We start from the raw sequence: 21,820 nt of genomic DNA, 5'->3' as shown, positions 1-21,820 counted from the left end.
CGTCCCCTGCTCCGGCCGTCCGGCCGGGCCCCGCCGGTCCGTGCGCCTCCGCTGTGCGCACGGACCGGCTGTCCGTGGAGGGCGTCAGCCCTCGGGGTGGTCGAGCTCCACGTCGAAGCCCTCCGCGCCGCGTCCGTCGACGGTGAGCGCGGTGGCCACCGGCGGGTATCCGCTCGCGATGAGCGAGTACTCCCCGCTGTCGAGGTCGGTGAAGGCGTACACGCCGTCCGACCCCGTGGTGGCGGTGCCGATCACGTTGCCGGCCGCGTCGACCAGGGTGACCCGGGCGTCGGCCAGCGGCCGGTGGTCGGCGCCGCCGCGTACGGTGCCCAGTACCTGGGCGCCGGTCCGCAGCGTGATCTCGGTACGGGTGATGCCGTGCCCGGCGACCGTCACGACGGCCGCGGTCGGCCGGTAGCCGTCCGCGTTGACGGCGAGCGTGAAGTCCCCGGCGGGCAGTTCGCCGAAGCCGAAGGAGCCGTCGGTGTCGCTCTTGCCGGTGGCCAGGACCTCGCCCAGCAGATCGGTGACGACGACCATCGCCCCGCCGACCGGCAGCCCGCCGTCGGCGTCGGTCACCTGACCGGCCAGCCCGCTGGTGCCGGTGAGCACCACGTCGTACGGGACCGGCCCGTCGCCGACCAGCACGGTGGACGCCTGCGGCTGGTGGCCGTCGGCGGCCGCGATGAGGACGTACGATCCGGCGCCCGGGGCCTGGAGCGTGTAGGCGCCGTCGTCCCGGGTGGTGGCCCGGCCGAGCTGGTGTCCGGTGAGGGAGATCAGCGTGAGCGTGGCGCGGGTGACGCCGGTGCCGTCGGAGTCGCGTACCTGGCCGTGCACCGTGGTGCCGCCGGCCACGTCGGGCTCAGCGGAGGGCTCAGCGGAGGGCGCGTCGAAGGGCTCGGCGGCGGGGGCGAGGACCGGTGCGAGGGCTGCCTGCGCGGTCTCCTCCAGGGCGTCGCCCGGCTCGGCCGTGACCTGGGCGGCCTGCTGCATGCCGCTGTGCGACTTCAGGGCCACCTCCTTGACGAACAGCACCAGGATGAACCCGATGAGCGCGAACGGCGCGGCGCACAGGAAGACGTCGGCGACACCGTGTCCGTACGCGCTCTCGACGACGGTGCGGACCGGGGCCGGCAGCGTGTCCAGGTCGGGGATGGAGTTGCCGGTGCCGGTGCTCTTGACGCCGAGGTCGGCCAGGCCGTCGGAGACGTAGTGCGTGATGCGGTTGGAGAGCACCGCGCCGAGCGCCGAGACGCCGACCGCTCCGCCGAGGCTGCGGAAGAAGGTGACCAGCGAGCTGGCCGCGCCGAGCTCGTGCGGCTGCACCTGGTTCTGGGTGGCGAGCACCAGGTTCTGCATCATCATGCCCAGGCCGAGGCCGACGAGCACCATGTAGATCGCCATCTGCCAGTACTCGGTGTCGTACCGGATGGTGCCGATCAGGCCGAGGCCCGCGGTGAGGAGCAGGCCGCCGGCGAGCAGCCAGCCCTTCCAGCGGCCGGTCTTGGTGATGAACCGGCCGGAGACGGTCGAGGCGACGAACAGCCCGCCGATCATGGGGATGGTCATCACGCCGGACATGGTCGGCGACTTGTCCCGGGCCAGCTGGAAGTACTGGCTGAGGAACACCGTGCTGGTGAACATCCCGACGCCCACGAAGAGGCTGGCGATCGAGGTGAGGGTGATCGTCTTGTTGCGGAAGAGCCGCAGCGGGACGATCGGTTCGGTCGCGACCTTGGCCTCGATCAGGAGGAAGACCCCGCCGAGGGCGACCGCGCCGCCGATCATGGCCCAGGTCTGCCAGGAGATCCAGTCGTACTTGTCGCCCGCGAAGGTCACCCAGAGCAGCAGCAGCGAGACCGAGGCGGCCAGGAAGGACGCGCCCAGCCAGTCGACCTTGACGTCCCGCTTGACGACCGGGAGCTTGAGGGTCTTCTGCAGCACGATCAGCGCGATGACGGCGAAGGGCACGCCGACGTAGAAGCACCAGCGCCAGCCGAGCCAGCTGGTGTCGGTGATGACACCGCCGAGCAGCGGGCCGCCGACGGTCGCGACGGCGAAGGTCGCGCCCAGGTAGCCGCTGTAACGGCCGCGCTCACGGGGCGAGATCATCGCCGCCATGACGATCTGGGCCAGCGCGGACAGACCGCCGACGCCGACGCCCTGCACCACGCGGCAGGCGATCAGCATGCCGGGGTTCTGCGACAGCCCGGCGGCCATCGAACCGCCGACGTAGATGATCAGGGCTATCTGCACCAGCATCTTCTTGCTGGTGAGGTCGGCGAGCTTGCCCCACAGCGGGGTCGTCACCGTCATCGCCAGCAGCGAGGCCGTGACGACCCAGGTGTACGCGCTCTGGCTGCCGTTCAGGTCGGCGACGATCTCGGGCAGTGCGTTGGTGACGATCGTCGACGACAGAATCGCCACGAACATGCCGAGCAGCAGCCCGGACAGTGCCTCCATGATCTGCCGGTGCGACATGGGGGCCGCGTGACTGCCGTGCGCGTCGGTCCCCCGCACACCGGTCGGTGTGGCGGTTGTAGCCATCGTCATCCTCTTCTTGCGTCGTTACGCGGTTGTACGGGGTCGGGGCTGAGGTCGAGGTCGGGGTCGGGGTCGGGTCGGGGGTTACGGCCGGGGCTCGCAGAATCCGGTCCTGAGCCGGCCCAGCAGGGCGGTCAGCCGTTCCACGTCCTCGTCCGGCCAGTCGCTCAGACGGTCCGCCAACACGCCGGCGACATGGTCCTGGGCGGTGCGCAGGACCGCGTCGCCGAGCGGGGTGAGCCGGAGCAGCCGGGACCGCCGGTCCAGCGGGTCGGGTGCCCGCTCGATCCAGCCGCGCTCCGCGAGGTGCGCGACATGGCGGCTGGTGACGGACATGTCGATCTCCAGCACCTCGGCCAGTGAGCTCAGGCGCATCTGGCCGTGCCTGCTGAGCACGGACAGCACGCCGACCGAGGCCGACTGGCAGTCGGAAGGCAGGCTGCGGGCCATCCCGCGGACGACCGCGACGGTGGCACGCATCTGGCTCGCGAGCTCCGCGAACTGCTCCTGCGTGGCCATGGCCGCCTCCGATTCCTTGTAGTTGCCTGGAGCAACCTTAAAGGTGGTTGGTTGCTGCAGGCAAATTGTTTTGGGCTCCATCGGGTAAAAAGTTACAAAAGGGCAGGCCCGCCTTCGGTCAAGAAGGCGGGCCTCGTCATACGAATTGCCCCGCTCAGGCAGGCAGCGCTCGGGCCCAGCTCAGGCCGGCAGCGCTCGGGCGCCGCTCAGGCCGAGGCTCTCGCTCAGGCCGAGGCCTCGCTCAGCCGTGCCAGCTCCACCCCGGTCAGCTTCAGATCGGCCACCGCCAGCAGTGCGGTCAGCTGCTCGGTGTTCCTGGCGCTGGCGATCGGCGCCGCCACCGTGCGCTGCGCCGCCAGCCAGGCCAGCGCCACCGTGGCCGGCTCGGCGCCCCGTCCGCCCGCCACCTCGTCCAGGGCCGCCAGCACCCGCTGACCGCGCCCGGTGCCCAGGTACTGCCCGGCACTGTCCGCCCGGGGGCTGTCCACGGCCGCGCCGCCCGGCCGGTACTTCCCGGTCAGGAAGCCCTTGGCCAGCCCGAAGTACGGCACCGAGGACAGCCCGTGCTTCTCGACGACCTCGCGCAGCGGGCCCTCGTAGCCCTCCCGCTCGACCAGGTTGTAGTGCTGCTGGAGCGCCACGTACGAGGCCAGACCCTCGCGTTCGGCGAACTCCAGGGACTCCGCCAGCCGCTCCGGGCTGATGTTGGAGGCCGCGACATGGCGCACCTTGCCCTCGCGGACCAGCTCGTCCAGGGCGGTGACGATCTCCTCCACCGGGACCTCGGGGTCGTCGAAGTGCGTGTAGTAGAGGTCGATACGGTCCGTGCCCAGGCGGGCCAGGGAGGCTTCGGCGGCGCCCTTGATCGTGGCGGCCCGCAGTCCGGTGAAGTCCGGGTGCCGGGCGACCTTGGTGGCGACCAGGATCCGGTCCCGGTTGCCCCGGGCGGCCAGCCATCTGCCGATGATCGTCTCGGACTGTCCCGTGGAGTAGAGGTCCGCGGTGTCGATGAAGTTGCCGCCCGCGGCCGCGTACGCGTCCAGGACGTCGAAGGATGTCTGCTCGTCGGCCGTCCAGCCGAACACGTTGGCGCCGAGGGCGAGCGGGAAGACGTCGAGATCGGAGTTGCCGATGCGTGTCATGTGTGACGTGAACAACCCGGGGGTGACCCGCATTCCGCTTCTTCGCTAGGGTTCCGGGCCATGAGCACTCCCAGCAGCCCCGAGAACAACTACGACCCGGCCGGCAGCACCCAGATGTTCCGCGCCTTCGTCGACGAGCAGCCCCCGCAGCAGGTCGCCGCGAAGTCCGGCGGCGGCAACAAGGCCGCACTGGTCGTCGGCATCATCGCCGTGGCCGTGGTGGTCGCCGCCGTGGCGCTGTACGCGTTGGCGTGACCGCGTAACCCATGACCGCGTGACCGGGCGCTCGCCCGGCGCTCGCGGCTCAGGGGTCCAGCGAGACGTCCTGGGTCTCGATGTGCATGCCCAGCGGCACCCGCCAGGCGTCCACACAGATCTCCCAGGTCCTCTCCTTCTTCGCGCCGCCCTTCACCGGCACCGGCACCGGCCGGTCGGTCTCCACGGTCGCCCAGTCGATCCCCAGTACGCCGATGATGTGCGTGCCGAAGGTGACGGTGCCCGAAGTGGCCGTCCTGCCGCCGGTGTTGGTGAAGGTCACGGTGACGTACTCGCACCAGCGGACGCCGGAGGCTGCCCGCTTCGGCGCGCTCACCGTCAGCCGCGCGGCCGAGGCCGGCCCGCTCGCGGCCGGTGACCCCGGACCGGGACCGGTGGTCGCGGAGGGCGGCCCCGGGGCCGTGGACGACCCCGCCGAGCCCGTCGCGACCGCCGGACCGGTCGAGGGGCCGCCGTCCGCTCCGGAGCCGTCCGGCGCCGTGGCCGAGGCGGGTGCGCGCGGACGGCCGGTGGAGGTGGCCGTACTGCCGTCCTCGCCGTCCTCGCCGTTCCCGCTCTTCCCGCCGTCCAGCGGCACCAGGTCGACGCTGCCGCCCGGCGGGACGTTCGCGGTGACCCCGGGCGAGGGCCCGGCGGGGCCGACGGCGATATAGCCCGGATCGGTGCCGCCGCCCGGGCCGAAGATGGCGAGGGTGCCCAGACACACCACGGCCGCCGAGGCGGCGGCAAGAACCGCGCCCCGGCGGCCAGGCGGTATGTGCACCATCGCGCCAGCCTACTGACGGATCGTCAGTGAAGGAAGAACGCTCCCGCGCCCTACTGTTCGGCCGTCAGGCCGTCCCGCAACTGGGCAAGGGTCCGGGTGAGCAGCCGGGAGACATGCATCTGGGAGATGCCGACCTCCTCGCCGATCTGCGACTGGGTCATGTTGGCGAAGAAGCGGAGCATGATGATCCGCCGCTCACGCGGGGGCAGTTGGGCGAGCAGGGGTTTGAGCGACTCGCGGTACTCGACGCCCTCCAGTGCCGTGTCCTCGTAGCCGAGCCGGTCCGCGAGCGAGCCCTCGCCGCCGTCGTCCTCCGGCGGCGGGGAGTCCAGGGAGGAGGCCGTGTAGGCGTTGCCGACCGCGAGGCCGTCGACGACGTCCTCCTCCGACACCCCGAGCGCGACCGCGAGTTCGGCCACCGTCGGCGACCGGTCCAGCTTCTGCGCCAGCTCGTCGCTGGTCTTCGTCAGCGCCAGCCGCAGCTCCTGGAGCCTTCTCGGCACCCGCACGGACCACGACGTGTCCCGGAAGAAGCGCTTGACCTCACCGACGATCGTCGGCATCGCGAAGGTCGGGAACTCCACGCCGCGGTTGCAGTCGAAGCGGTCGATCGCCTTGATCAGGCCGATCGTGCCGACCTGGACGATGTCCTCCATCGGCTCGTTGCGGCTGCGGAAGCGGGCCGCCGCGTACCGCACGAGCGGGAGGTTCAGCTCGATGAGGGTGTCCCGGACGTAGGTGCGCTCGGGACTGTCCTGCGCCAGCTGCGCCAGCCTCAGGAACAGGGAGCGGGACAGCGTTCGGGTGTCGACCGCGGTGTCGACGGTGATGTCGATCACGGGCTCGGTGTCGACGACGGTGTCGGCGGCGGTGGTGGAGATGTCGATGATGGCCTCGCCGCTGAGAGCGTCGGCCGGCGCTGCGTCGGTACGGAGCACCTTAGGACTGCCCACTTCTACGGACATGCCACCCCCTTGAGGTCGCGGACGGGTGTCGCAGGCGGGCGACGTTCGTTCCTCCAACTGGAATACCGGCCGTCGGCCCGCGACAAACGCGGTATCCGCAGAATGTCACACGTCGGCAACACGATGTAGCGCCTTGTCGACTTATCTTCGCAGGGAGGTTAATCCCCGTCAGCTACGCTTCGATCTGATTTGCGGACCTCAGTCGGGCGAAGCTCCGGGACAGCAACCGCGACACATGCATCTGCGAAACCCCCAGTTCCGCACTGATCTGCGACTGCGTCAGATTCCCGAAGTAGCGCAGCATCAGAATCCGCCGCTCCCGCTCCGGCAGTTGCACCAGCAGATGCCGTACGAGGTCGCGGTGCTCCACGCCGGACAGTGCCGGGTCCTCGTAGCCGAGCCGGTCCAGCAGCCCGGGCGCCCCGTCCCCGCCCTCCTGGGCGGCCTCCAGTGACGTCGCGTGGTAGGCCCGGCCCGCCTCCAGGCAGGCCAGCACCTCCTCCTCGGCCAGCTTCAGCCGGTCGGCGATCTCCGCCGTCGTCGGCGTCCGCCCGTGCAGCACCGTCAGGTCCTCGATAGCCCCGCTCACCTGTACCCACAGCTCGTGCAGCCGGCGGGGCACGTGGACGGTCCGTACGTTGTCCCTGAAGTAACGTTTGATCTCGCCGACCACCGTCGGCATCGCGAAGGTCGGGAACTGCACCCCGCGTTCCGGGTCGAACCGGTCGATCGCGTTGATCAGCCCGATCGTGCCGACCTGGACCACGTCCTCCATCGGCTCGTTGCGGCTGCGGAAGCGGGCGGCCGCGTACCGGACCAGAGGCAGGTTCACCTCGATCAGCGCCGCCCGGACCCGCGTGTGCTCCGGGGTCCCCGGCCGCAGGCCGGTCAACTCCTCGAACAGCACCTGTGTGAGGGCCCTGGCCTCCACCGCGTTGCTGTTGGTGCCCCTGTTTGACGCCGTACGGGCCGACATGGACATACCACCCACCCTCATCGGTCCACTCATCCGGCAAAAGCGGTCATAGCATCACAATTCATGTGCACCGTGCGCAAGCACCGTATAACGCCGTGTTGAAGGTGAGTTGACCTTGACTTGGTGACCTCGTGGCACAAGAGGGCACGACAAAGCCCCCCGCCCGCCGGGCGAGGGGCTCGGGAGGACCCGGGCTAGAACACGTAGTCGGCGATCACCCAGGTGGCGAACTCCCGCCACCGGGCCACTCCCGCCTGGTGCGCCGGGTGCTCCAGATAGGCCTTGAGGGCGTCCGTGTCCGCCACGGACGAGTTGATCGCGTAGTCGTAGGCGATCGGCCGGTCCGAGATGTTCCAGCCCACCTCCCAGGACGCCAACTCCGGAACCAGCGCGCCCAGCTCCTCGAATGCCCTGGCCCCCGCCACCACCTGCGGATCGTCCCGCTGGACACCCTCGTTGAGCTTGAACAGGACCAGATGGCGTATCACGCTGCTGTGCTCCTCACCGGCGCCCGGCCGGTCAGTTGACCAGCTGGGTCATGAACTCGCCGACGCCCTGTGCGGCGTCCGATATGCCCTGGAATCCTACCTGCACGAGGTCCGCGGCGCGTGCCGGCGAATTGATGATCGTGTACAGCACGAACACCACGACGACGTACATGGTGATTTTCTTCGCCTGCGCCATGCGTGGATTCTAACCACCGGACGGCCCAATCAGGGGGCGTCGGACCTGGGGAAAGCCGAAGGGCCCGGCGCGACGGCGCCGGGCCCTTCGGTCCACTGCTCAAGAGCGGTAGCGGTGGGATTTGAACCCACGGAGAGGTTGCCCCCTCACACGCTTTCGAGGCGTGCTCCTTAGGCCGCTCGGACACGCTACCGAGAGAGAGCTTAGCGGACGCCGGGGTGTGCTCCGTAATCCTTTAGCGGGGCCCAGGCCGGGGCCCCTGGGCGCGGCCGCTCAGCCCGCCCGGAAGAAGCCGGTCAGCAGGGCGGCGCACTCGTCGGCCAGGACCCCCTGGACGACCTCGGGGCGGTGGTTGAGGCGGCGGTCGCGCACGACGTCCCAGAGCGAGCCGACCGCGCCGGCCTTGGGGTCGACGGCGCCGTAGACGACGCGGTCGACCCGGGACAGCACGATCGCGCCGGCGCACATGGTGCACGGCTCCAGGGTCACCACCAGGGTGCAGCCGGTGAGCCGCCACTCGCCGACCGCCCTGGCGGCCTCGCGGATGGCGAGCACCTCGGCATGGGCCGTGGGGTCACCGGTGGCCTCGCGTTCGTTGCGCCCGTGGCCGATGACCGTACGGCCGTCGGGGCCGAGCACCACCGCGCCCACCGGGACGTCACCGGTGGACGGGGCGAGCCCGGCCTCCCGCAGGGCATGCCGCATCGGCCCGGCCCACGGGTCACGCACCGGATCACGCGGCGGGCCGGGCGGCGGTGGTACGGAACTCAGCGGACCGCCTCCAGGACCTCGGCGCAGCCCAGCGCGTCGGCGATCTCGCCGAGCGCCTCGCCGGTCAGCGCGCCGTCCCCGCTGAGGGCCAGCAGTTCCTTGTTGCTCATCCCGAACTCGGTCAGTATGTCGGCGTCGCCCAGCGGGCCGACCGGTACCGGGTCCTCGACGGGTCCCGGTACGACGTCCTCGCTGTCGGTCTCGTCGTCACCCTCCTCGGTGCCGTCGAGATCGACGAGGTCGTCCAGGATGTCGATGGAGCCTGGATCGCGGCCGAGCAGTTCGTCGGTGAGGAGGATCTCCCCGTACGAGCTGCGGGCCGCCGCGGCGGCGTCGGACACATAGATCCTCGGGTCCTCCTCACCGTCAACCCGGACGACGCCGAACCAGGCGTCCTCCTGTTCGATGAAGACCAGGACTGTCTCTTCCTCGGCCGTGGCCGCACGGGCCAGGTCGGTCAGGTCGCCGAGGGTTTCCACATCGTCGAGATCGGTCTCGCTCGCTTGCCAACCGTCGTCGTTGCGCGCGAGCAGTGCGGCGAAGTACACCGTGACTCTCCCACAGGTCTCAGGCCGTCCGGACTGGGCGGAGACGCTTCTGCTTTTTCTTCCCGCCCACTCGGCATCGTGGCAGAAACCGCGGCTCCGCGTGGGTCTTCCGCGCTGCGTCGTGCCGGGCCGTCCGGCTTTTTTGCCTGGACAGGGGCGAAACGACTCCCGCGTCCGCTACCAGCGGAAGGTCCGCATCCGCATCTGCTGGCGGGCTCGGGCCGCCCGGGCCCGGCGTGGCTGGACCCGCTCGCGCAGTTCCTTCGCCTCGTTCAGCTCGCGCAGGAACAGGGCGCGTCGCCGTCGGCGTTCGGTGTCCCGTTGCTCCTGATGCGCGACGGGCTCGTCGGACTCGGCCATGGGGCACCACCCCTACTGATCCACCGCCCGGGGGTCGTCCGGGCGTATGTGCACGCCTTCCCTCCCCAGTGTGGTTTGAAGCGCGGATTCTCGCAGATGGGTGCGTCGGGCAACGGAACGCCGGTCACGGCTGCGGCGCGGATAGAGTCGTGCGCATGCGGACCCATGTTGTCGACCACCCGCTGGTGGCGCACAAACTCACCACTCTGCGCGACGAGCGCACCGACTCGCAGACCTTCCGTCGGCTGGCCGACGAACTGGTCACCCTCCTCGCCTACGAGGCGACGCGCGACGTGCGCACGGAGCAGGTCGACATCGCGACCCCGGTGGCGCGGACCACCGGCGTACGGCTGTCCAGCCCCAAGCCCCTGGTCGTGCCCATCCTGCGGGCCGGCCTCGGCATGCTCGAAGGGCTCGTACGTCTCCTGCCGACCGCCGAGGTCGGCTTCCTCGGCATGGTCCGCGACGAGGAGACGCTGGAAGCCAAAACGTACGCCACCCGGATGCCGGACGACCTGTCCGGTCGCCAGGTCTACGTGCTCGACCCGATGCTGGCCACCGGCGGCACCCTGGTCGCGGCGATCAACCTGCTGATCGAGCGCGGCGCGGACGACGTCACGGCGGTCGTACTGCTGGCCTCCCCCGAGGGCGTGGCCACGATGGAGCGCGAGCTCGCCGGCAAGCCGGTCACCGTCGTCACGGCGGCCGTCGACAGCCACCTCAACGAGCACGGCTACATCGTCCCCGGCCTGGGCGACGCGGGCGACCGGCTCTACGGCACGGCGGGTTAGCCCTGGATCCCCGGATCAGCCCCGGCAGCCCTTGTTGCTGCTGCTGGGTGCCGGCGACGGGGCGGCTGTCGCCAGCACCTTCAGCGCCTTGGCGGCAGCCTTCTCGCCGGCGAGCTTCTTGAAGCCCTTGCCGATCATCAGGTCGACCGTGGTGCCCGAGCGCTTGCTGTCGACCTGGGTCACCGTGCCCTTGACCTGCACGCTCAGCACCTTCAGGGCGGCCGCCGCCTTCTTGCCGCCGACCAGCAGCGCGGGCTGCTTGACCTTGCGGTCGTACTCGGGCGGCGCGTTCCCGAACGTGCCGACCTTGAAGCCGCGCGCCGCCAGCTGGTCGGCGGTGTCCTTGGCCAGGCCGCCGCGGGCGGTGGCGTTGTAGACGTTCACCGTGATCGTGCCGTGCTCGGGCAGGGCGGTCGAGGCCGGTGCGGCCCCGGCGGCCGCCGCGGAGGGCGTGGCGGCCCGGCAGTCCCGCTGCTTCACGGCGGCGGCCTGGGCCGCCCCGCCCTTGCCCTTGCCCTGGTCACCCCCGCCGAAGACATCGATGAGCTGCAGTGTGCCGTAGCCGATCAGGCCGATCACCACCACTGCCGCGACAACGGTCAGCAGCAGGCGGCGCCGGCTTCTGGGGCGGCGCATCCGCGGGTACTGGTTCCCGGTGATGCGGTACTTCCCGCCCATGCCGGGGGGAGTCAGCATGCTCATAGGCGCAGCGTAATGCGGGATCGGGCGCAGGCCTACTAAACGATCAACCAATGGGGCCCAATGGTGTGCAGGTGAACCCGAAAGGACGAACGGCCGGCTGACCTGACGTCAGTCCATCTCCAGCACGCGCGCGTGCAGCACCTGCCGCTGCTGGAGCGCGGCCCGTACCGCCCGGTGCAGTCCGTCCTCCAGGTAGAGATCGCCCTGCCACTTCACGACGTGCGCGAAAAGGTCACCGTAGAAGGTGGAGTCCTCGGCAAGCAGCGTCTCCAGATCCAGCTGGCCCTTCGTGGTGACGAGCTGGTCGAGGCGTACCGGGCGCGGTGCGACGTCCGCCCATTCACGGGTGCTTGTCCGGCCGTGGTCGGGGTACGGCCGCCCGTTTCCGATGCGCTTGAAGATCACACGGAAAGCCTACCGGTCAAGAGTGCACGGGCGCAGCCTTGGCGCACGAGTGCGATGGTGGGTAAATACGCCGATACCAGGAGCTAGCGTCATGCCGACCGGCGATGCCGCCGCCGCCCCGGCCGGCGCCGGTGAAGGCCCCAAGACCCCGCCGGGGCCCGGGGCCCGGCCCGGATCCGCGCCGGGTTCCGCACGCTGGCCCGGCCACGAGGGCGCGCCGGAGCCCGCACCCGGGCCCGCACCCGGTACCCCGGCAGGGCCCGCACCCGGTACCCCGGCCGGGGTCATCGCCGAGGGCCACGCCTTCACCGGCCCGGCCCTCGACCTCGGCGCCCTCCTCTGGGACGGCAGTTGCCTCCCCGGCGCCCCGGTCCGCGTCCCGCTCGGCGTACTGAACCGCCACGGCCTCGTCGCCGGCGCCACCGGCACCGGCACCGGCAAGACCAAGACCCTCCAGCTCGTCGCCGAGCAGCTCTCCGCCGCCGGCGTCCCCGTCTTCCTCGCCGACATCAAGGGTGACCTCTCCGGCATCTCCGCCCCGGGTACCGGAGGCGACCGCGTGACCGGGCACGCCGCCGAGGTCGGCCAGCAGTGGACGCCGGCCGCCTGCCCGTGCGAGTTCTGCGCCCTCGGCGGCCTCGGCGCCGGCATCCCCCTGCGGGCCACGGTGACCAGCTTCGGCCCCGCCCTGATGTCCAAGGTCCTGGGCCTCGATCCCACCCAGGAGCAGTCCCTCGGCCTGATCTTTCACTACGCCGACACCAAGGGCCTCGAACTCGTCGACCTCAAGGATCTCCGCGCCGTCGGCACCTTCCTCACGGCGGACGACGCGGGAAAGTCGGAACTCAGGACCCTCGGCGGCATCTCCGCGGCCACCGCTGGTGTGATCCTGCGCACACTCACCGCCTTCGAGGCCCAGGGAGCCGGCGCCTTCTTCGGCGAGCCCGAGTTCGACACGGGTGAACTGCTCCGTACCGCCGCCGACGGCCGCGGCATCGTCTCCGTCCTGGAACTCCCCGAGGTCCAGGACCGCCCCCAGCTCTTCTCCACCTTCCTGATGTGGCTCCTCGCCGACCTCTTCGAGGACCTCCCCGAGGTCGGCGACCCCGACCGCCCCAAGCTGGTCTTCTTCCTCGACGAGGCCCACCTGCTCTTCAACGGCGCCTCGAAGGCCTTCCGGCGAAGCCGTCGTCACCGTTCTCGGCGAAACCGGCGCGCCCACCCCCGTGGCCGCCACCCGCCTCCGAGCCCCGCGCTCCCTCATGGCCCCCACGGCCCCCGCCGACCTCGACGCCGCCGTCCGTCGACCGCGAATCGGCCTACGAGAAACTCACGGTGCCGCCACCGGCACCGGCACCGAACCCACCCGGGAACAAGCCCGGGGAACCCGAACCCGGGGTCATGGAGCAGGTCGTCACCAGCGGCGTCTTCACATCCCTCGCCCGCTCCCTCGGCACCCAGCTCGGCCGCGAGATCACCCGCTCCCTCTTCGGCACCGCCAAACGCTCCCGCCGCCGCCACTGACCGCCCCCGGGCACGCAAAGACCCCCCACGCACCCGCCAGAGCCCACCTACCCTTGCTGCCTTCCGGCCCTGGGGGAGTTCAGTGAGATAGCGCCACGTGAGGGGCTGTGCCCAGCGTACCCGATCACCTCCCCCGGGATCGAGTTCGCTAGCACCCCCTCTCGTCTTGTAATGTTTGCCCCGGAGGATTCGCCTAGTGGCCTAGGGCGCACGCTTGGAAAGCGTGTTGGGGGCAACCCCTCACGAGTTCGAATCTCGTATCCTCCGCACCCGCCCGCCAGGGCAGACGAAAGCCCCGACCGGATCCCGGTCGGGGCTTTCGTGATCTTCCGTCTCACTTTCCGTCTCAGTTGGGGCCTGCGGAGTCGGGCGTGCCCCAGAGCGCGTCGCCGATCTGGCCCGCCACCTTCTTCAGCATGGGGCCGGTCACGTGCATGTAGCGCGCTCGCATTCGAGCCGCGCCGCCCGGCTCCCAACCCAAGATCGCGTCCACCACGACGTCGGGGACGCCGAGGAGGAGAAGGACGGTCCCGGCGGTGTGGCGGGCGTCATGCAGTCGCCCGTCGCGTACGCCGGCGAAGGTCGCCGTCGTCGAGCTGCGGGATGGGCTCAGGCGTGGAGGGACACTGCGAACTGGGGGAGCGCTGCCATCAGTAGCACCGCTCCTGTCTCGACCCAGCGGTATTTGGCGCGGATGATCTCGCTGGTGCCTTGCAACGAGAGCAGCAGAGGGCCGGTGGGGTCGTGCGCGGCATGCTCGAAGGCGCGGTTCAGGCTGTCGATGCCCATGCCGGGTGTGATGTGTTCGAAGTACCCGGGTCCTGCTGTGCTGTGGCGGCGTCCCGAGCGCCGGCGTGGGGCGATAGCGCACACAAAGCAGACGATGGCCAGCAGCGAGGTGACGACGCCGCTCCAGCGCAGCGTCTCCGTACTCCGGGGGGCGGTGATGAAGGTGCCGAGTACCGTTCCTATGACGCCCAGCAGTACGACGGCTTTGGTGTCCGCCCGCGATATCTCGGTCCGGTTGGCCGAAGCTGGTCCCCTCGGTGGCGTGTCGCTCTTCGAGTTGGCGCAGGTGCCGGTCGAGATCACCGCATACCGTGTCCCACCCGTCAGTGGTACGGGTCAGGACGACCTGCGCAGGGTCGTGCACCCACCACAGCACCCGCACGTCGACCGGTTCGGTCCCGTGCCGAGTCGGAAGGGCGGCGGGGCGCATCCCTGACTGTTCCCCGAGATGGACATGGAAGGCACTCTCGTAGCGGCCGAGCAGACTGGGCGCCGTGGCGCCGGCGACCGGTAGGGCCGGGCTTCGCTCGGTGAACCCCAGGACATGATGTACGCCGTCCGGGCTGAGGAGAACCAGGGCGCGGTTGCGGCGGCCGGACCAGCGCTGCCGTAGGATCTCCCGCCACGGTGCGTGGGTGGCGCGGATACAGAGCGGTTGGTTGTTCTCGGTCGTCGTCATGAAGTCCTCCCGTGTGGTGATGCCGCGCTGTGCGCCGGTCCCGCAGCTGACGCCGGTGGATCGCCGTTGCGCCAGGTGGCAAGCGCTTCACGAGCAATCTGACGTCCAGTCAACTCCCTGTCCGCGTCCCGGTCGATCGTCACGAACAGGCGCAGGACGCCGTGTCGCATGTCCTGTGCGAGTGCGCTGAGGAGAATCCGAAGGGCCTTCTGCGATTGGTCGTTCCAGGCGGCCGCGCGGCACTGAAGAAGGAGAGAGCGGCGGGTTGTGTCGGACGCGCTCACCCATTCCGTCAGACACCGGAAGACCGTCTGGGCGCCTGCGCGCGTCGACGGCATCTGCGTGTATATAGGAGTACAGTTTATAGATACGTGCTTCTATATCTGTGGAAGGTGGCGCGTGGACAAGCCCGCCGAGATGTTCGATCGCGACTACGAGTGGTCAGCGCTGACCCGCTTCATCACCGACCCGCAGCCCGGTGCCACACTCGGAGTGGTCTCCGGCCGACGCCGCCAGGGCAAGACCTTCCTGCTCGACGCAGCGTGTCGTGCCGAGGGAGGCTTCTATTTCGGCGCGACCGAGGCCGCTGACGCCGAGTCTCTGCGGCGGATCAGCGCAGCGCTCACCGCTCATGTCAGGCCCGCCACCCCCTACCACTTCGCGCATTGGGCCGAAGTCGTCGACGGGCTCCTTGCCCTTGGCTCCGAGCGCCCTGTGCCCGTGGTCATAGACGAGTTCCCGTACCTCGTCAGGGCCAATCCGGAGCTGCCTTCCATCATTCAGGAGGCGTTCCGTCCGCTGCGTGAGCAGCGCACGGGCTCTCGTGCCCGGTTGCTGCTGTGTGGCTCGGCCCTGTCCTTCATGGGCAAGCTGTTGTCCGGCAACGCACCGCTGAGGGGCCGGGCGGGACTGGAACTTGTGGTGCGCCCCCTCGACCACCGCCTCGCCGCCGAGTTCTGGAACATCACCGACCCCCGGCTGGCCATGCAGGTCAACGCGATCGTCGGTGGTACGCCCGCCTACCGGCGCGAGTTCGCGCGAGGAGACAGCCCTGGCGGGCCCGACGACTTCGACGCCTGGGTTGTACGTACGGTCCTCAACCCCGAGACGCCGCTCTTCCGCGAGGCCCGCTATCTGCTGGCCGAGGAGCCTGATCTGCGTGACACCGCCCTGTACCTGTCCGTCCTGGCGGCCGTCGCCGACGGCAACGCGACCCGCGGAGGCATGGCCGGCTACCTGGAACGCAAGGCCACCGACATCGCGCACCCCATCAACGTCCTCGAAGACGCCGGGCTGCTGCACCGCGACGCCGACGCCTTCCGCGACAACCGCCCCACCTACCGCATCGCCGAACCACTGATCGGCTTTTACCACGCCATCATGCGCCCGGTCTGGGACCAGTTGGAGCGGCCCGGCAGCGCCGCCCGGGTCTGGCAGGCCAGCCGTCGCCGCTTCGTCAGCAACGTGCTGGGCCCCCACTTCGAGCAGGTCTGCCGCGACTGGACCCTCCACCACACCGACCCCGACCTGCTCGGCGGCCTCCCTGCCCGCGTCGGCCACGGCGTCGTCCACGACCCCAAGGCTCGTACCGGCCATGAGGTCGACGTGGCGGTCGTCGGCATCGCGGACGGCGGCAAGCCGCCGCTGCTCGCCATCGGAGAAGCCAAGTGGAACGACACCATGGGCATCGCGCACATCGAACGCCTCCAGCACATCCGCGACCTCATCACCCAGGCCGGACGCTACGACACCACCCACACTCAGCTCATCTGCTTCAGTGGGGCGGGCTTCAACGACAAGGCCCGCATCGCCGCCCACACCACCCCTGGCATCCAGCTGATCGATCTGGCAGCCCTGTACGGCCAGGCGTAACACCGGCGCTGAGCAAGCTGCTGCCCTGAGGCCGACCGGCCTCGGTGAGCATGTCGTGATCCGGACCTGGAAGAGCCGGAATCAGTCGAATCCGCTCGCGCCGTCGCGAACCCGGCTGTTCCCGGAACAGTCATGCAACACCTGCCGGACCGGTAGCCGGGAGGCACTGTCGGTGCCCGCCGCTATGTTCGGGCCGTGGCCAACTCCTACACCGTGCTGTGGACCAATGACCTGTGCCGTGAACTGATACGCGGAGGCTTCACGGGGCAGCGCCCGACGGCGCTGTTCGGCGGTCCCCATCAGTCGCGTCCGAGTTTCCGACGTGCCGGCGTCGCGCCTGGCGACCGGATCTTCGCCGTTCGGGCCTGGCAGGCCGCGCTGTACCCGGTCTGCTCGATGGAGGTCCAGCGGATCGTCGACTACGACAGGGCCGGCGCAGAACTGGCCGACGAGGACTATCCCAAGCTGATCCACTGGCGCCCGTTGAAGGGCGGCTGCGTCTCCGAGGTCGTGCTGGGGCCGCCCGGCAGTCCGCTCAGGTTCGACCGGCCGTTGCCCGGAGAGCACCTGGAACGACTCACCTTCGCCTCGCGCCGGGGAGAGCGGAAGCTCAAGCACGTCGAGGACGGCCGGCTCCTGCGGGCGCTGAGCCTGCAGGGGATCTACCGGCTCGCACCGGAGTCCGCAGACGTCATGGCCCGGCATCTCACCATCGAAGAGGCAGTGGCATGAACGACCTGTCCGAGCTCCTGCTGCGTGTGCGTGACCGCGCTGAGCAGGAGGCAGGGGCCCGCGCCCTTGCCCCGTCCGTCAGCGAACAGGACATCGCCGACGCCGAGCATGTACTCGGTTTCAGCCTGCCGCCGCTGCTCCGACTGCTGTACCTCCGGGTTGCCAACGGCGGCTTCGGCCCTGAGTACACCCTTCTGCCGCTCGTCGGCGACGGGCGAACCGCCGTATCCGAGTACGGGCCGCTCCGGAACGCTCGCTCGGAATACTGGCCGCGTGGCGTGCTGCCGATCCTGGACCGGGGCTGCGGCATGTACGCCGCTGTCGACTGCCTGGCCCCCGACGCGCCCGTTCTCCCCTTCGAGCCGAATGCCGGCCCTGACGACTGGGCCGACGCGTGGTTCCTGGACTCGTCGTCCGTGGCCCAGTGGGTGACCTCCTGGCTGGACGGGACCGGCTGGTGGGAGGAGGAGGTCATGATGGCCGAGGACGGGCCGCAACCCACGCCCTGGCCCGACGCCGCACGCCGCCTCGCAGCGAGCAGCTGAGAAGTCGCACGAGACATTGACCGGCGAGAAGATCGAGAGTGAGCCCCGTACGCCAGTGACGACCACCCAACTGCGGCTCTTCGCAGACTACTTCCAGTTGCACGTGATGGACGAGAACGCGGAAGACGATCTGGGCGATGCGTGGACGCGGGAGGCGGTGTCGGATGCCCTCGCCGTATCGGAGCAGATGCTCGGCATCGGCACCGCGGTCAACATGCACGTCGCGGTGACGGTCGAGTTGCTCGACCATCCGCCGGATGACGACAGCGACGCCTTCGACCACGTGGTGGAGGCCGGCATCGAGGTGCCGACCGGCCGCATCGCGGTTCTGGGCTGCACCGACTACCTACCGGACGCTGCGCGCTTCGAGGTCCCCAGAGGCTTCGTGCGCGTCCGTGCTTCGCGGGCGAACCTGGCCGACGTCCGCCAGCCAGGCCAGGAAGGGTGCGACGCCCCCGAGACCGTTGAGCAGGTACACCTCCGGATCTGGCCGGCCCCTCACAACGCCCCTGCCGTGATCAAGCGATGGACAGCCGCCGGCTGACCGCCGGAGGGTTGCGGTCCGGGTCCGGGTTGCATTCAACCCCGTTCAAGCAAGTTCGGGGAGGCCGGGGCCAGGCACTGAGCCGCGGGTCAGAACAGTGGCGAATCTGGCCGGACACTCCGACGAACCTTTGGAAAGCGGTTCGGGGGCACCCCCTCGCGAGTTCGAATCTCATTTCTTCCGGCATCAAAGGCATTTCGTTCATTTTTGGTCAGGTGGAGGTGCCGTGGCCGCCGGGTGGCGCCTGTGGGGCCTGGATACGGCATTCTTGAGTTGCGTGCGGCGCTGGTGGGCCGGCGATGTTGTTGCTCGTACGAGGTGAGGTGTCCTCATCGGCATGTCAGGTGGATCAACGCTGGCGCCATGGCTGCGGGCTCTTGACGTCCCGCGCCTGGAGCGGGTGCTCGCGGCGCGTTCGGACGCGGTGTCCCTTCCGGAGCCGCGGTCGGTGGGGGAACTGGCGGACCGCTTGCAACGCCCTGGTTCGGTGGCGCTGGTCCTGCCCCGGCTTGCGCGGCCGTGTGTGCAGGTGGCGGAGGCGCTGGCCGCGTTGGGGGCACCCGCGACGCAGGACGCGCTCTCGAACCTGCTGGGGGCGGTGGACGCGGAGGGCCTGCGCAGGCTGGACGCGGTGCTGGAGGTGCTGGCCGATCATGCGCTGGTCTGGCCGGACGGCGACGGGACGCTCCACATGGCGGCACCGCTGAGGCAGGCGTGGGACGCGCCGTTGGGGCTGGATCCGCCGCTGGAGGAGTTGCTGGCGGGTGTGACCTCCGATGAGTTGCGCGGGATGGTGGCGGCACTGGGCGTCAAGCCGCCCGGCACCAAGCAGCAGCGGCTCGCGTGCTTGGTGGACCACCACAGCGATCCGCAGCGCATCGCCGCAGTGGTCGGGCAGGCGCCCGCGGAAACCCGCAAGCTGCTTGAGCGCCTGGCGAAGTCCGGGTCCCGGCGGCAGCAGTTCGTCACGTTCGGGACTCCGGAGCCAGGCCCCGGACAGGCTGCCCGGTGGGCGCTGGAGCGGGGGCTGCTGGTCCAGGACCGTTACCGGTACGGACCGGCGCGTATGCCCGCCCAGGTGGCGCTGGCTCTGCGCGGCCCCGGCTGGCACGCGCCGTTCGAACCCGTACCGCCCGTCGCGCGGATGCAGTCGGTCACTCCCGAGGAGGTGGAGCGGGAGGCGGCGGCCGCGCTCACGGCGTTCGCCGCGCATGCCGCCTCCGTGTTGTCGGTGTGCGCGGGCAAGCCGCCGGCCAGGCTGAAGTCCGGTGGGGTCGGCGCGCGCGAGCTGATGCGCATCGGCAAGGCGGCGCAGTGCGACGGGACCGTGGTGCGCGTCGTGCTGGAGACGGCGTACGCGGCCGGGCTGCTGGCCCGGGACGGCGATCTTGTTCCGCTGACCGGGGCGTACGACGCCTGGGCGGAGCTGGAGCCCGGGGAGCGGATCCCGTTGCTGCTCCGGGCGTGGTGGACGCTCCCGCTCACCCCTGCCCAGGCCCACGACGAGGAGGGTAAATCGCTGCCCGCGCTCGCCGGGGCACCCCCCTGCGACGGCTGCGTTCAGGCCCGGCAGGGGCTGCTCACCGCGGCGGCGGACCTCCCCGCCGGGCAGGGCGTGCGCAACGCCCCCGATCTGGGGCCGACGGCCGCCTGGCACCGTCCCCTGGCCCATCAACTGCCGCAGGACGAAACGCCGTTCGCCACCGTGATCCGAGAGGCGGGACTGCTCGGCGTCCTCGCCCGCGGCGCCCTGTCCGGCATCGGCGCAGCCCTGCTGGCCGGCGATGTGGAAGGACTGCCGGCCCGCGCGCAGCGGTTGCTGCCCGCGGCCACCGGGACGGCCCTCATCGGTGCCGACCTCACGGCCGTTGCCACCGGGACCCCGTCCGTCCGGCTCGCCACGCTCCTGGACTCCGTCGCCGACCGGGAAGCCGGTGGTACGGCATCGGTGTGGCGGTTCAGCCCCGGCAGCGTCCGCCGTGCCCTGGACGCCGGGCGCACCGCCGACGACATTGCCGCCGACCTCACCGCTGTCGCCGCCGGGTCCCTGCCGCAGCCGCTGTCGTACCTGATCTCCGACACCGCGCGCCGCCACGGACGTGTTCGCCTCGCCCCCGCCGCCTGTGTGATCCACGGGGAGGAGCCCGCGCTGCTGGCCGAACTCGCCGTCCACCGCAAGCTCACCAAGCTCGGCCTGCGGCAGTTGGCTCCCACCGTGCTGGTAAGCCGTGCCCCGCTCGACAAGACCCTCGCCGCGCTCCGGGCCGAGGGCTACGCGCCTGTCGCCGAGACCGCCGACGGAACCGTACGCATCGAGAAGGCCGAGCGGCACCGCGCCACCGCCGCGGTTCCTTCCCCTCGTCCCGCGGGGCGTACGTCTGGCGCACGGCGGCGGCCGTCCACCGCTGCGGAGCACGTCCGGGTGCCGGCGGGCGGCCTGCGGGGCCTGGCCGTCAGGCTGCGAGCCGCCCCGCCGACCAGCCCGGAGCCGGGGCCGGCCAGCGGGATCCCCTTCGACACCGACACCGAGGAGCTCATCGCCGGGTACGCGAGCGGGCTGACCCTCACCGACGTACGCCAGCTTGCCCACGCCGTCAACGCCGGACAGGCGATCACCGTCGAGTACATCGCCGCCTCGGGCAGCCACACCGTGCGAAGCCTCAGCGAACTGGACCTGGACCCGCCCTACCTGCACGCCTGGTGTCACCTGCGGAACGACGAACGTGTCTTCACGCTCTCCCGCATCCAAGGCGTCATGCCCGCGCAGCCGCCCCTATGATCGCCGGTCATGGACTGGCTGGAGCGCGCCGCGAAGCTGAGGCAGTGGACCGGGAACGGGACACGTGCTCCGCACAAGCCCCTGCTGCTTCTGTATGCCCTCGGCCGGTTCCAGGAGGATGCCGAGGGCGAGTTGAGGTACAGCGCGGTGGAGGCGGATCTGAAGCGGCTGCTGGCCGAGTACGGTCCGGCCAACAGGACGACACCTGCGTATCCGTTCCATCATCTGGTCAGCGACGGGGTGTGGGAGGTGCGTACCGACCGCGGCGCCGGTAGTCCCGGGAGCGGAGTGCTGGAACTGCGGGCGGCGGGTGCGGCGGGCCGGCTCGCGCCGGAGCTGAGGACAGCGCTGCGGCGAGAGCCGTCGCTGCTCGGCCGGATGGCGCGGGTGCTGCTCGATCTGCACTTTCCGCCGTCGCTCCACGGGGAGTTGTGCGAGGCCGTGGGTCTGGAGTTGGAGCTGGTGGAGACCGGACCGCCGGTGGCCGGCAGGCGGCGGCGGGACCGGCGGATGCGGGAGGCGGTGCTGACCGCCTACGAGTACCGGTGCGCCTTCTGCGGTTATGACGGGAGGATCGGCGCGGTGCCGGTCGGGTTGGAGGCCGCGCATGTGCGTTGGTGGGCGTTCGACGGCCCGGACGAGGTCGACAACGGGCTGTGTCTGTGCGCGCTTCACCACAAGCTGTTCGACAAGGGCGTCCTCGGTGTCGGTGACGGTCACCTGATCATGGTTTCCCAGGGCTTCGTCGGGCGGAGCGCAGCCGCCCGCGAGCATGTGGTCGCGCTCGCGGGCCGCCCGCTGCTCGGTCCGCAGCCAGGGACGCCTCCGATCGCGGCGGCCCACCGGTCGTGGCATACGGGGCAGGTCTTCCACGGTGCCCCACGACCTGCCGTCATGGGGTGAT

22 protein-coding genes, 2 tRNA genes, 1 other RNA gene and 2 pseudogenes are annotated in these 21,820 nt (G+C 70.5%); 10 read left to right on the top strand and 17 right to left on the bottom strand.

Features of this window, described 5'->3' with window-relative positions:
* Window positions 1-84: 84 nt before the first annotated feature.
* From RWE79_RS19280 to RWE79_RS19270, 3 genes are all read right to left on the bottom strand, one after another.
* Window positions 85-2,484: an MFS transporter gene (locus RWE79_RS19280; RefSeq protein ID WP_475945928.1), complete on the bottom strand. Its 2,400-nt coding sequence runs from the start codon at window positions 2,482-2,484 to the stop codon at window positions 85-87.
* Window positions 2,485-2,631: 147 nt separating this feature from the next.
* Complete coding sequence (locus tag RWE79_RS19275; RefSeq protein ID WP_475941313.1) at window positions 2,632-3,066, bottom strand: MarR family winged helix-turn-helix transcriptional regulator; 435 nt, start codon at window positions 3,064-3,066, stop codon at window positions 2,632-2,634.
* A 224-nt stretch (window positions 3,067-3,290) separates the two neighbouring features.
* Window positions 3,291-4,208: an aldo/keto reductase gene (locus RWE79_RS19270; protein WP_475941312.1), complete on the bottom strand. Its 918-nt coding sequence runs from the start codon at window positions 4,206-4,208 to the stop codon at window positions 3,291-3,293.
* 60 nt (window positions 4,209-4,268) lie between these two features.
* Here RWE79_RS19270 and RWE79_RS19265 point away from each other — a divergent pair, with 60 nt between their 5' ends.
* Entirely contained in the window at window positions 4,269-4,463 is a 195-nt protein-coding gene (locus RWE79_RS19265) for a hypothetical protein (protein ID WP_475941311.1), read from the top strand.
* 49 nt (window positions 4,464-4,512) lie between these two features.
* Here the strand turns inward: RWE79_RS19265 and RWE79_RS19260 are convergent, their stop codons facing one another.
* From RWE79_RS19260 to RWE79_RS19220, 9 genes are all read right to left on the bottom strand, one after another.
* Window positions 4,513-5,250: a hypothetical protein gene (locus RWE79_RS19260; RefSeq protein ID WP_475941310.1), complete on the bottom strand. Its 738-nt coding sequence runs from the start codon at window positions 5,248-5,250 to the stop codon at window positions 4,513-4,515.
* A gap of 50 nt (window positions 5,251-5,300) precedes the next feature.
* Complete coding sequence (locus RWE79_RS19255; RefSeq protein WP_475941309.1) at window positions 5,301-6,215, bottom strand: RNA polymerase sigma factor SigF; 915 nt, start codon at window positions 6,213-6,215, stop codon at window positions 5,301-5,303.
* A 172-nt stretch (window positions 6,216-6,387) separates the two neighbouring features.
* Window positions 6,388-7,197: an RNA polymerase sigma factor SigF gene (locus RWE79_RS19250; protein ID WP_475941308.1), complete on the bottom strand. Its 810-nt coding sequence runs from the start codon at window positions 7,195-7,197 to the stop codon at window positions 6,388-6,390.
* A 188-nt stretch (window positions 7,198-7,385) separates the two neighbouring features.
* Window positions 7,386-7,679: a Dabb family protein gene (locus RWE79_RS19245; protein WP_475941307.1), complete on the bottom strand. Its 294-nt coding sequence runs from the start codon at window positions 7,677-7,679 to the stop codon at window positions 7,386-7,388.
* Window positions 7,680-7,710: 31 nt separating this feature from the next.
* Window positions 7,711-7,875: a hypothetical protein gene (locus tag RWE79_RS19240; protein ID WP_164836454.1), complete on the bottom strand. Its 165-nt coding sequence runs from the start codon at window positions 7,873-7,875 to the stop codon at window positions 7,711-7,713.
* Window positions 7,876-7,981: 106 nt separating this feature from the next.
* Window positions 7,982-8,068: transfer RNA gene (locus RWE79_RS19235), tRNA-Ser, on the bottom strand.
* Window positions 8,069-8,148: 80 nt separating this feature from the next.
* Window positions 8,149-8,673, bottom strand: a complete 525-nt coding sequence (gene tadA, locus RWE79_RS19230) for a tRNA adenosine(34) deaminase TadA (RefSeq protein ID WP_475945926.1) — start codon at window positions 8,671-8,673, stop codon at window positions 8,149-8,151.
* Window positions 8,643-9,194 carry a tRNA adenosine deaminase-associated protein gene (locus tag RWE79_RS19225; protein ID WP_475941306.1) on the bottom strand — a complete coding sequence of 184 codons (552 nt, stop codon included), beginning with the start codon at window positions 9,192-9,194 and terminating at the stop codon, window positions 8,643-8,645. Before RWE79_RS19225 ends, tadA begins: the two co-directional genes overlap by 31 nt.
* 177 nt (window positions 9,195-9,371) lie before the next feature.
* Entirely contained in the window at window positions 9,372-9,554 is a 183-nt protein-coding gene (locus RWE79_RS19220; protein ID WP_475941305.1) for a hypothetical protein, read from the bottom strand.
* Between the two features lie 155 nt (window positions 9,555-9,709).
* Here RWE79_RS19220 and upp point away from each other — a divergent pair, with 155 nt between their 5' ends.
* Window positions 9,710-10,345, top strand: a complete 636-nt coding sequence (upp, locus tag RWE79_RS19215; RefSeq protein ID WP_475941304.1) for a uracil phosphoribosyltransferase — start codon at window positions 9,710-9,712, stop codon at window positions 10,343-10,345.
* Window positions 10,346-10,360: 15 nt separating this feature from the next.
* Here upp and RWE79_RS19210 read toward each other — a convergent pair whose 3' ends face one another.
* Both RWE79_RS19210 and RWE79_RS19205 read right to left on the bottom strand, forming a co-directional pair.
* On the bottom strand, window positions 10,361-11,047 hold the full coding sequence (locus tag RWE79_RS19210) for a LytR C-terminal domain-containing protein (RefSeq protein ID WP_475941303.1): 687 nt from the start codon (window positions 11,045-11,047) through the stop codon (window positions 10,361-10,363).
* A gap of 108 nt (window positions 11,048-11,155) precedes the next feature.
* The gene (locus tag RWE79_RS19205) at window positions 11,156-11,452 is read right to left on the bottom strand and encodes a type II toxin-antitoxin system VapB family antitoxin (RefSeq protein ID WP_127361428.1); all 297 of its coding nucleotides are present in this window, start codon (window positions 11,450-11,452) and stop codon (window positions 11,156-11,158) included.
* 91 nt (window positions 11,453-11,543) lie between these two features.
* On the opposite strand from RWE79_RS19205, the pseudogene RWE79_RS19200 reads away from it, so the two are divergent.
* Window positions 11,544-12,976: pseudogene (locus RWE79_RS19200) on the top strand (helicase HerA-like domain-containing protein).
* A gap of 13 nt (window positions 12,977-12,989) precedes the next feature.
* Here RWE79_RS19200 and ffs read toward each other — a convergent pair.
* Window positions 12,990-13,086: signal recognition particle sRNA small type (gene ffs / locus RWE79_RS19195), an RNA gene on the bottom strand.
* A gap of 72 nt (window positions 13,087-13,158) precedes the next feature.
* On the opposite strand from ffs, the gene RWE79_RS19190 reads away from it, so the two are divergent.
* Window positions 13,159-13,243 (top strand) — tRNA-Ser (locus RWE79_RS19190).
* A 79-nt stretch (window positions 13,244-13,322) separates the two neighbouring features.
* Here the strand turns inward: RWE79_RS19190 and RWE79_RS19185 are convergent.
* Window positions 13,323-13,553, bottom strand: a pseudogene (locus RWE79_RS19185) (site-specific integrase); the annotation flags it as partial.
* A gap of 32 nt (window positions 13,554-13,585) precedes the next feature.
* On the bottom strand, window positions 13,586-14,068 hold the full coding sequence (locus tag RWE79_RS19180; RefSeq protein WP_475941302.1) for a Pycsar system effector family protein: 483 nt from the start codon (window positions 14,066-14,068) through the stop codon (window positions 13,586-13,588).
* 775 nt (window positions 14,069-14,843) lie between these two features.
* Between RWE79_RS19180 and RWE79_RS19175 the strand changes: the two genes are divergently transcribed.
* The 6 genes from RWE79_RS19175 to RWE79_RS19150 all read left to right on the top strand — a co-directional run bounded on the left by RWE79_RS19175 (window position 14,844) and on the right by RWE79_RS19150 (window position 21,819).
* A complete protein-coding gene (locus tag RWE79_RS19175) occupies window positions 14,844-16,316 on the top strand; it encodes an AAA family ATPase (RefSeq protein WP_475941301.1) in 1,473 nt (490 codons plus the stop codon).
* A gap of 195 nt (window positions 16,317-16,511) precedes the next feature.
* Window positions 16,512-17,048, top strand: a complete 537-nt coding sequence (locus RWE79_RS19170) for a hypothetical protein (protein ID WP_475941300.1) — start codon at window positions 16,512-16,514, stop codon at window positions 17,046-17,048.
* On the top strand, window positions 17,045-17,593 hold the full coding sequence (locus RWE79_RS19165; RefSeq protein ID WP_475941299.1) for an SMI1/KNR4 family protein: 549 nt from the start codon (window positions 17,045-17,047) through the stop codon (window positions 17,591-17,593). Before RWE79_RS19170 ends, RWE79_RS19165 begins: the two co-directional genes overlap by 4 nt.
* A 55-nt stretch (window positions 17,594-17,648) precedes the next feature.
* Window positions 17,649-18,137, top strand: a complete 489-nt coding sequence (locus RWE79_RS19160; RefSeq protein WP_475941298.1) for a hypothetical protein — start codon at window positions 17,649-17,651, stop codon at window positions 18,135-18,137.
* Between the two features lie 337 nt (window positions 18,138-18,474).
* The gene (locus tag RWE79_RS19155; RefSeq protein ID WP_475941297.1) at window positions 18,475-20,916 is read left to right on the top strand and encodes a helicase C-terminal domain-containing protein; all 2,442 of its coding nucleotides are present in this window, start codon (window positions 18,475-18,477) and stop codon (window positions 20,914-20,916) included.
* Window positions 20,917-20,925: 9 nt separating this feature from the next.
* Window positions 20,926-21,819, top strand: a complete 894-nt coding sequence (locus tag RWE79_RS19150; RefSeq protein WP_475941296.1) for a phosphorothioated DNA-binding restriction endonuclease — start codon at window positions 20,926-20,928, stop codon at window positions 21,817-21,819.
* The last annotated feature ends 1 nt before the right edge of the window (window position 21,820 follow it).

This window comes from Streptomyces sp. RLA131 (assembly GCF_056270125.1).
Note: the sequence above shows the minus strand (reverse complement) of the source record. Positions and strands in the feature narration are given on the sequence as shown.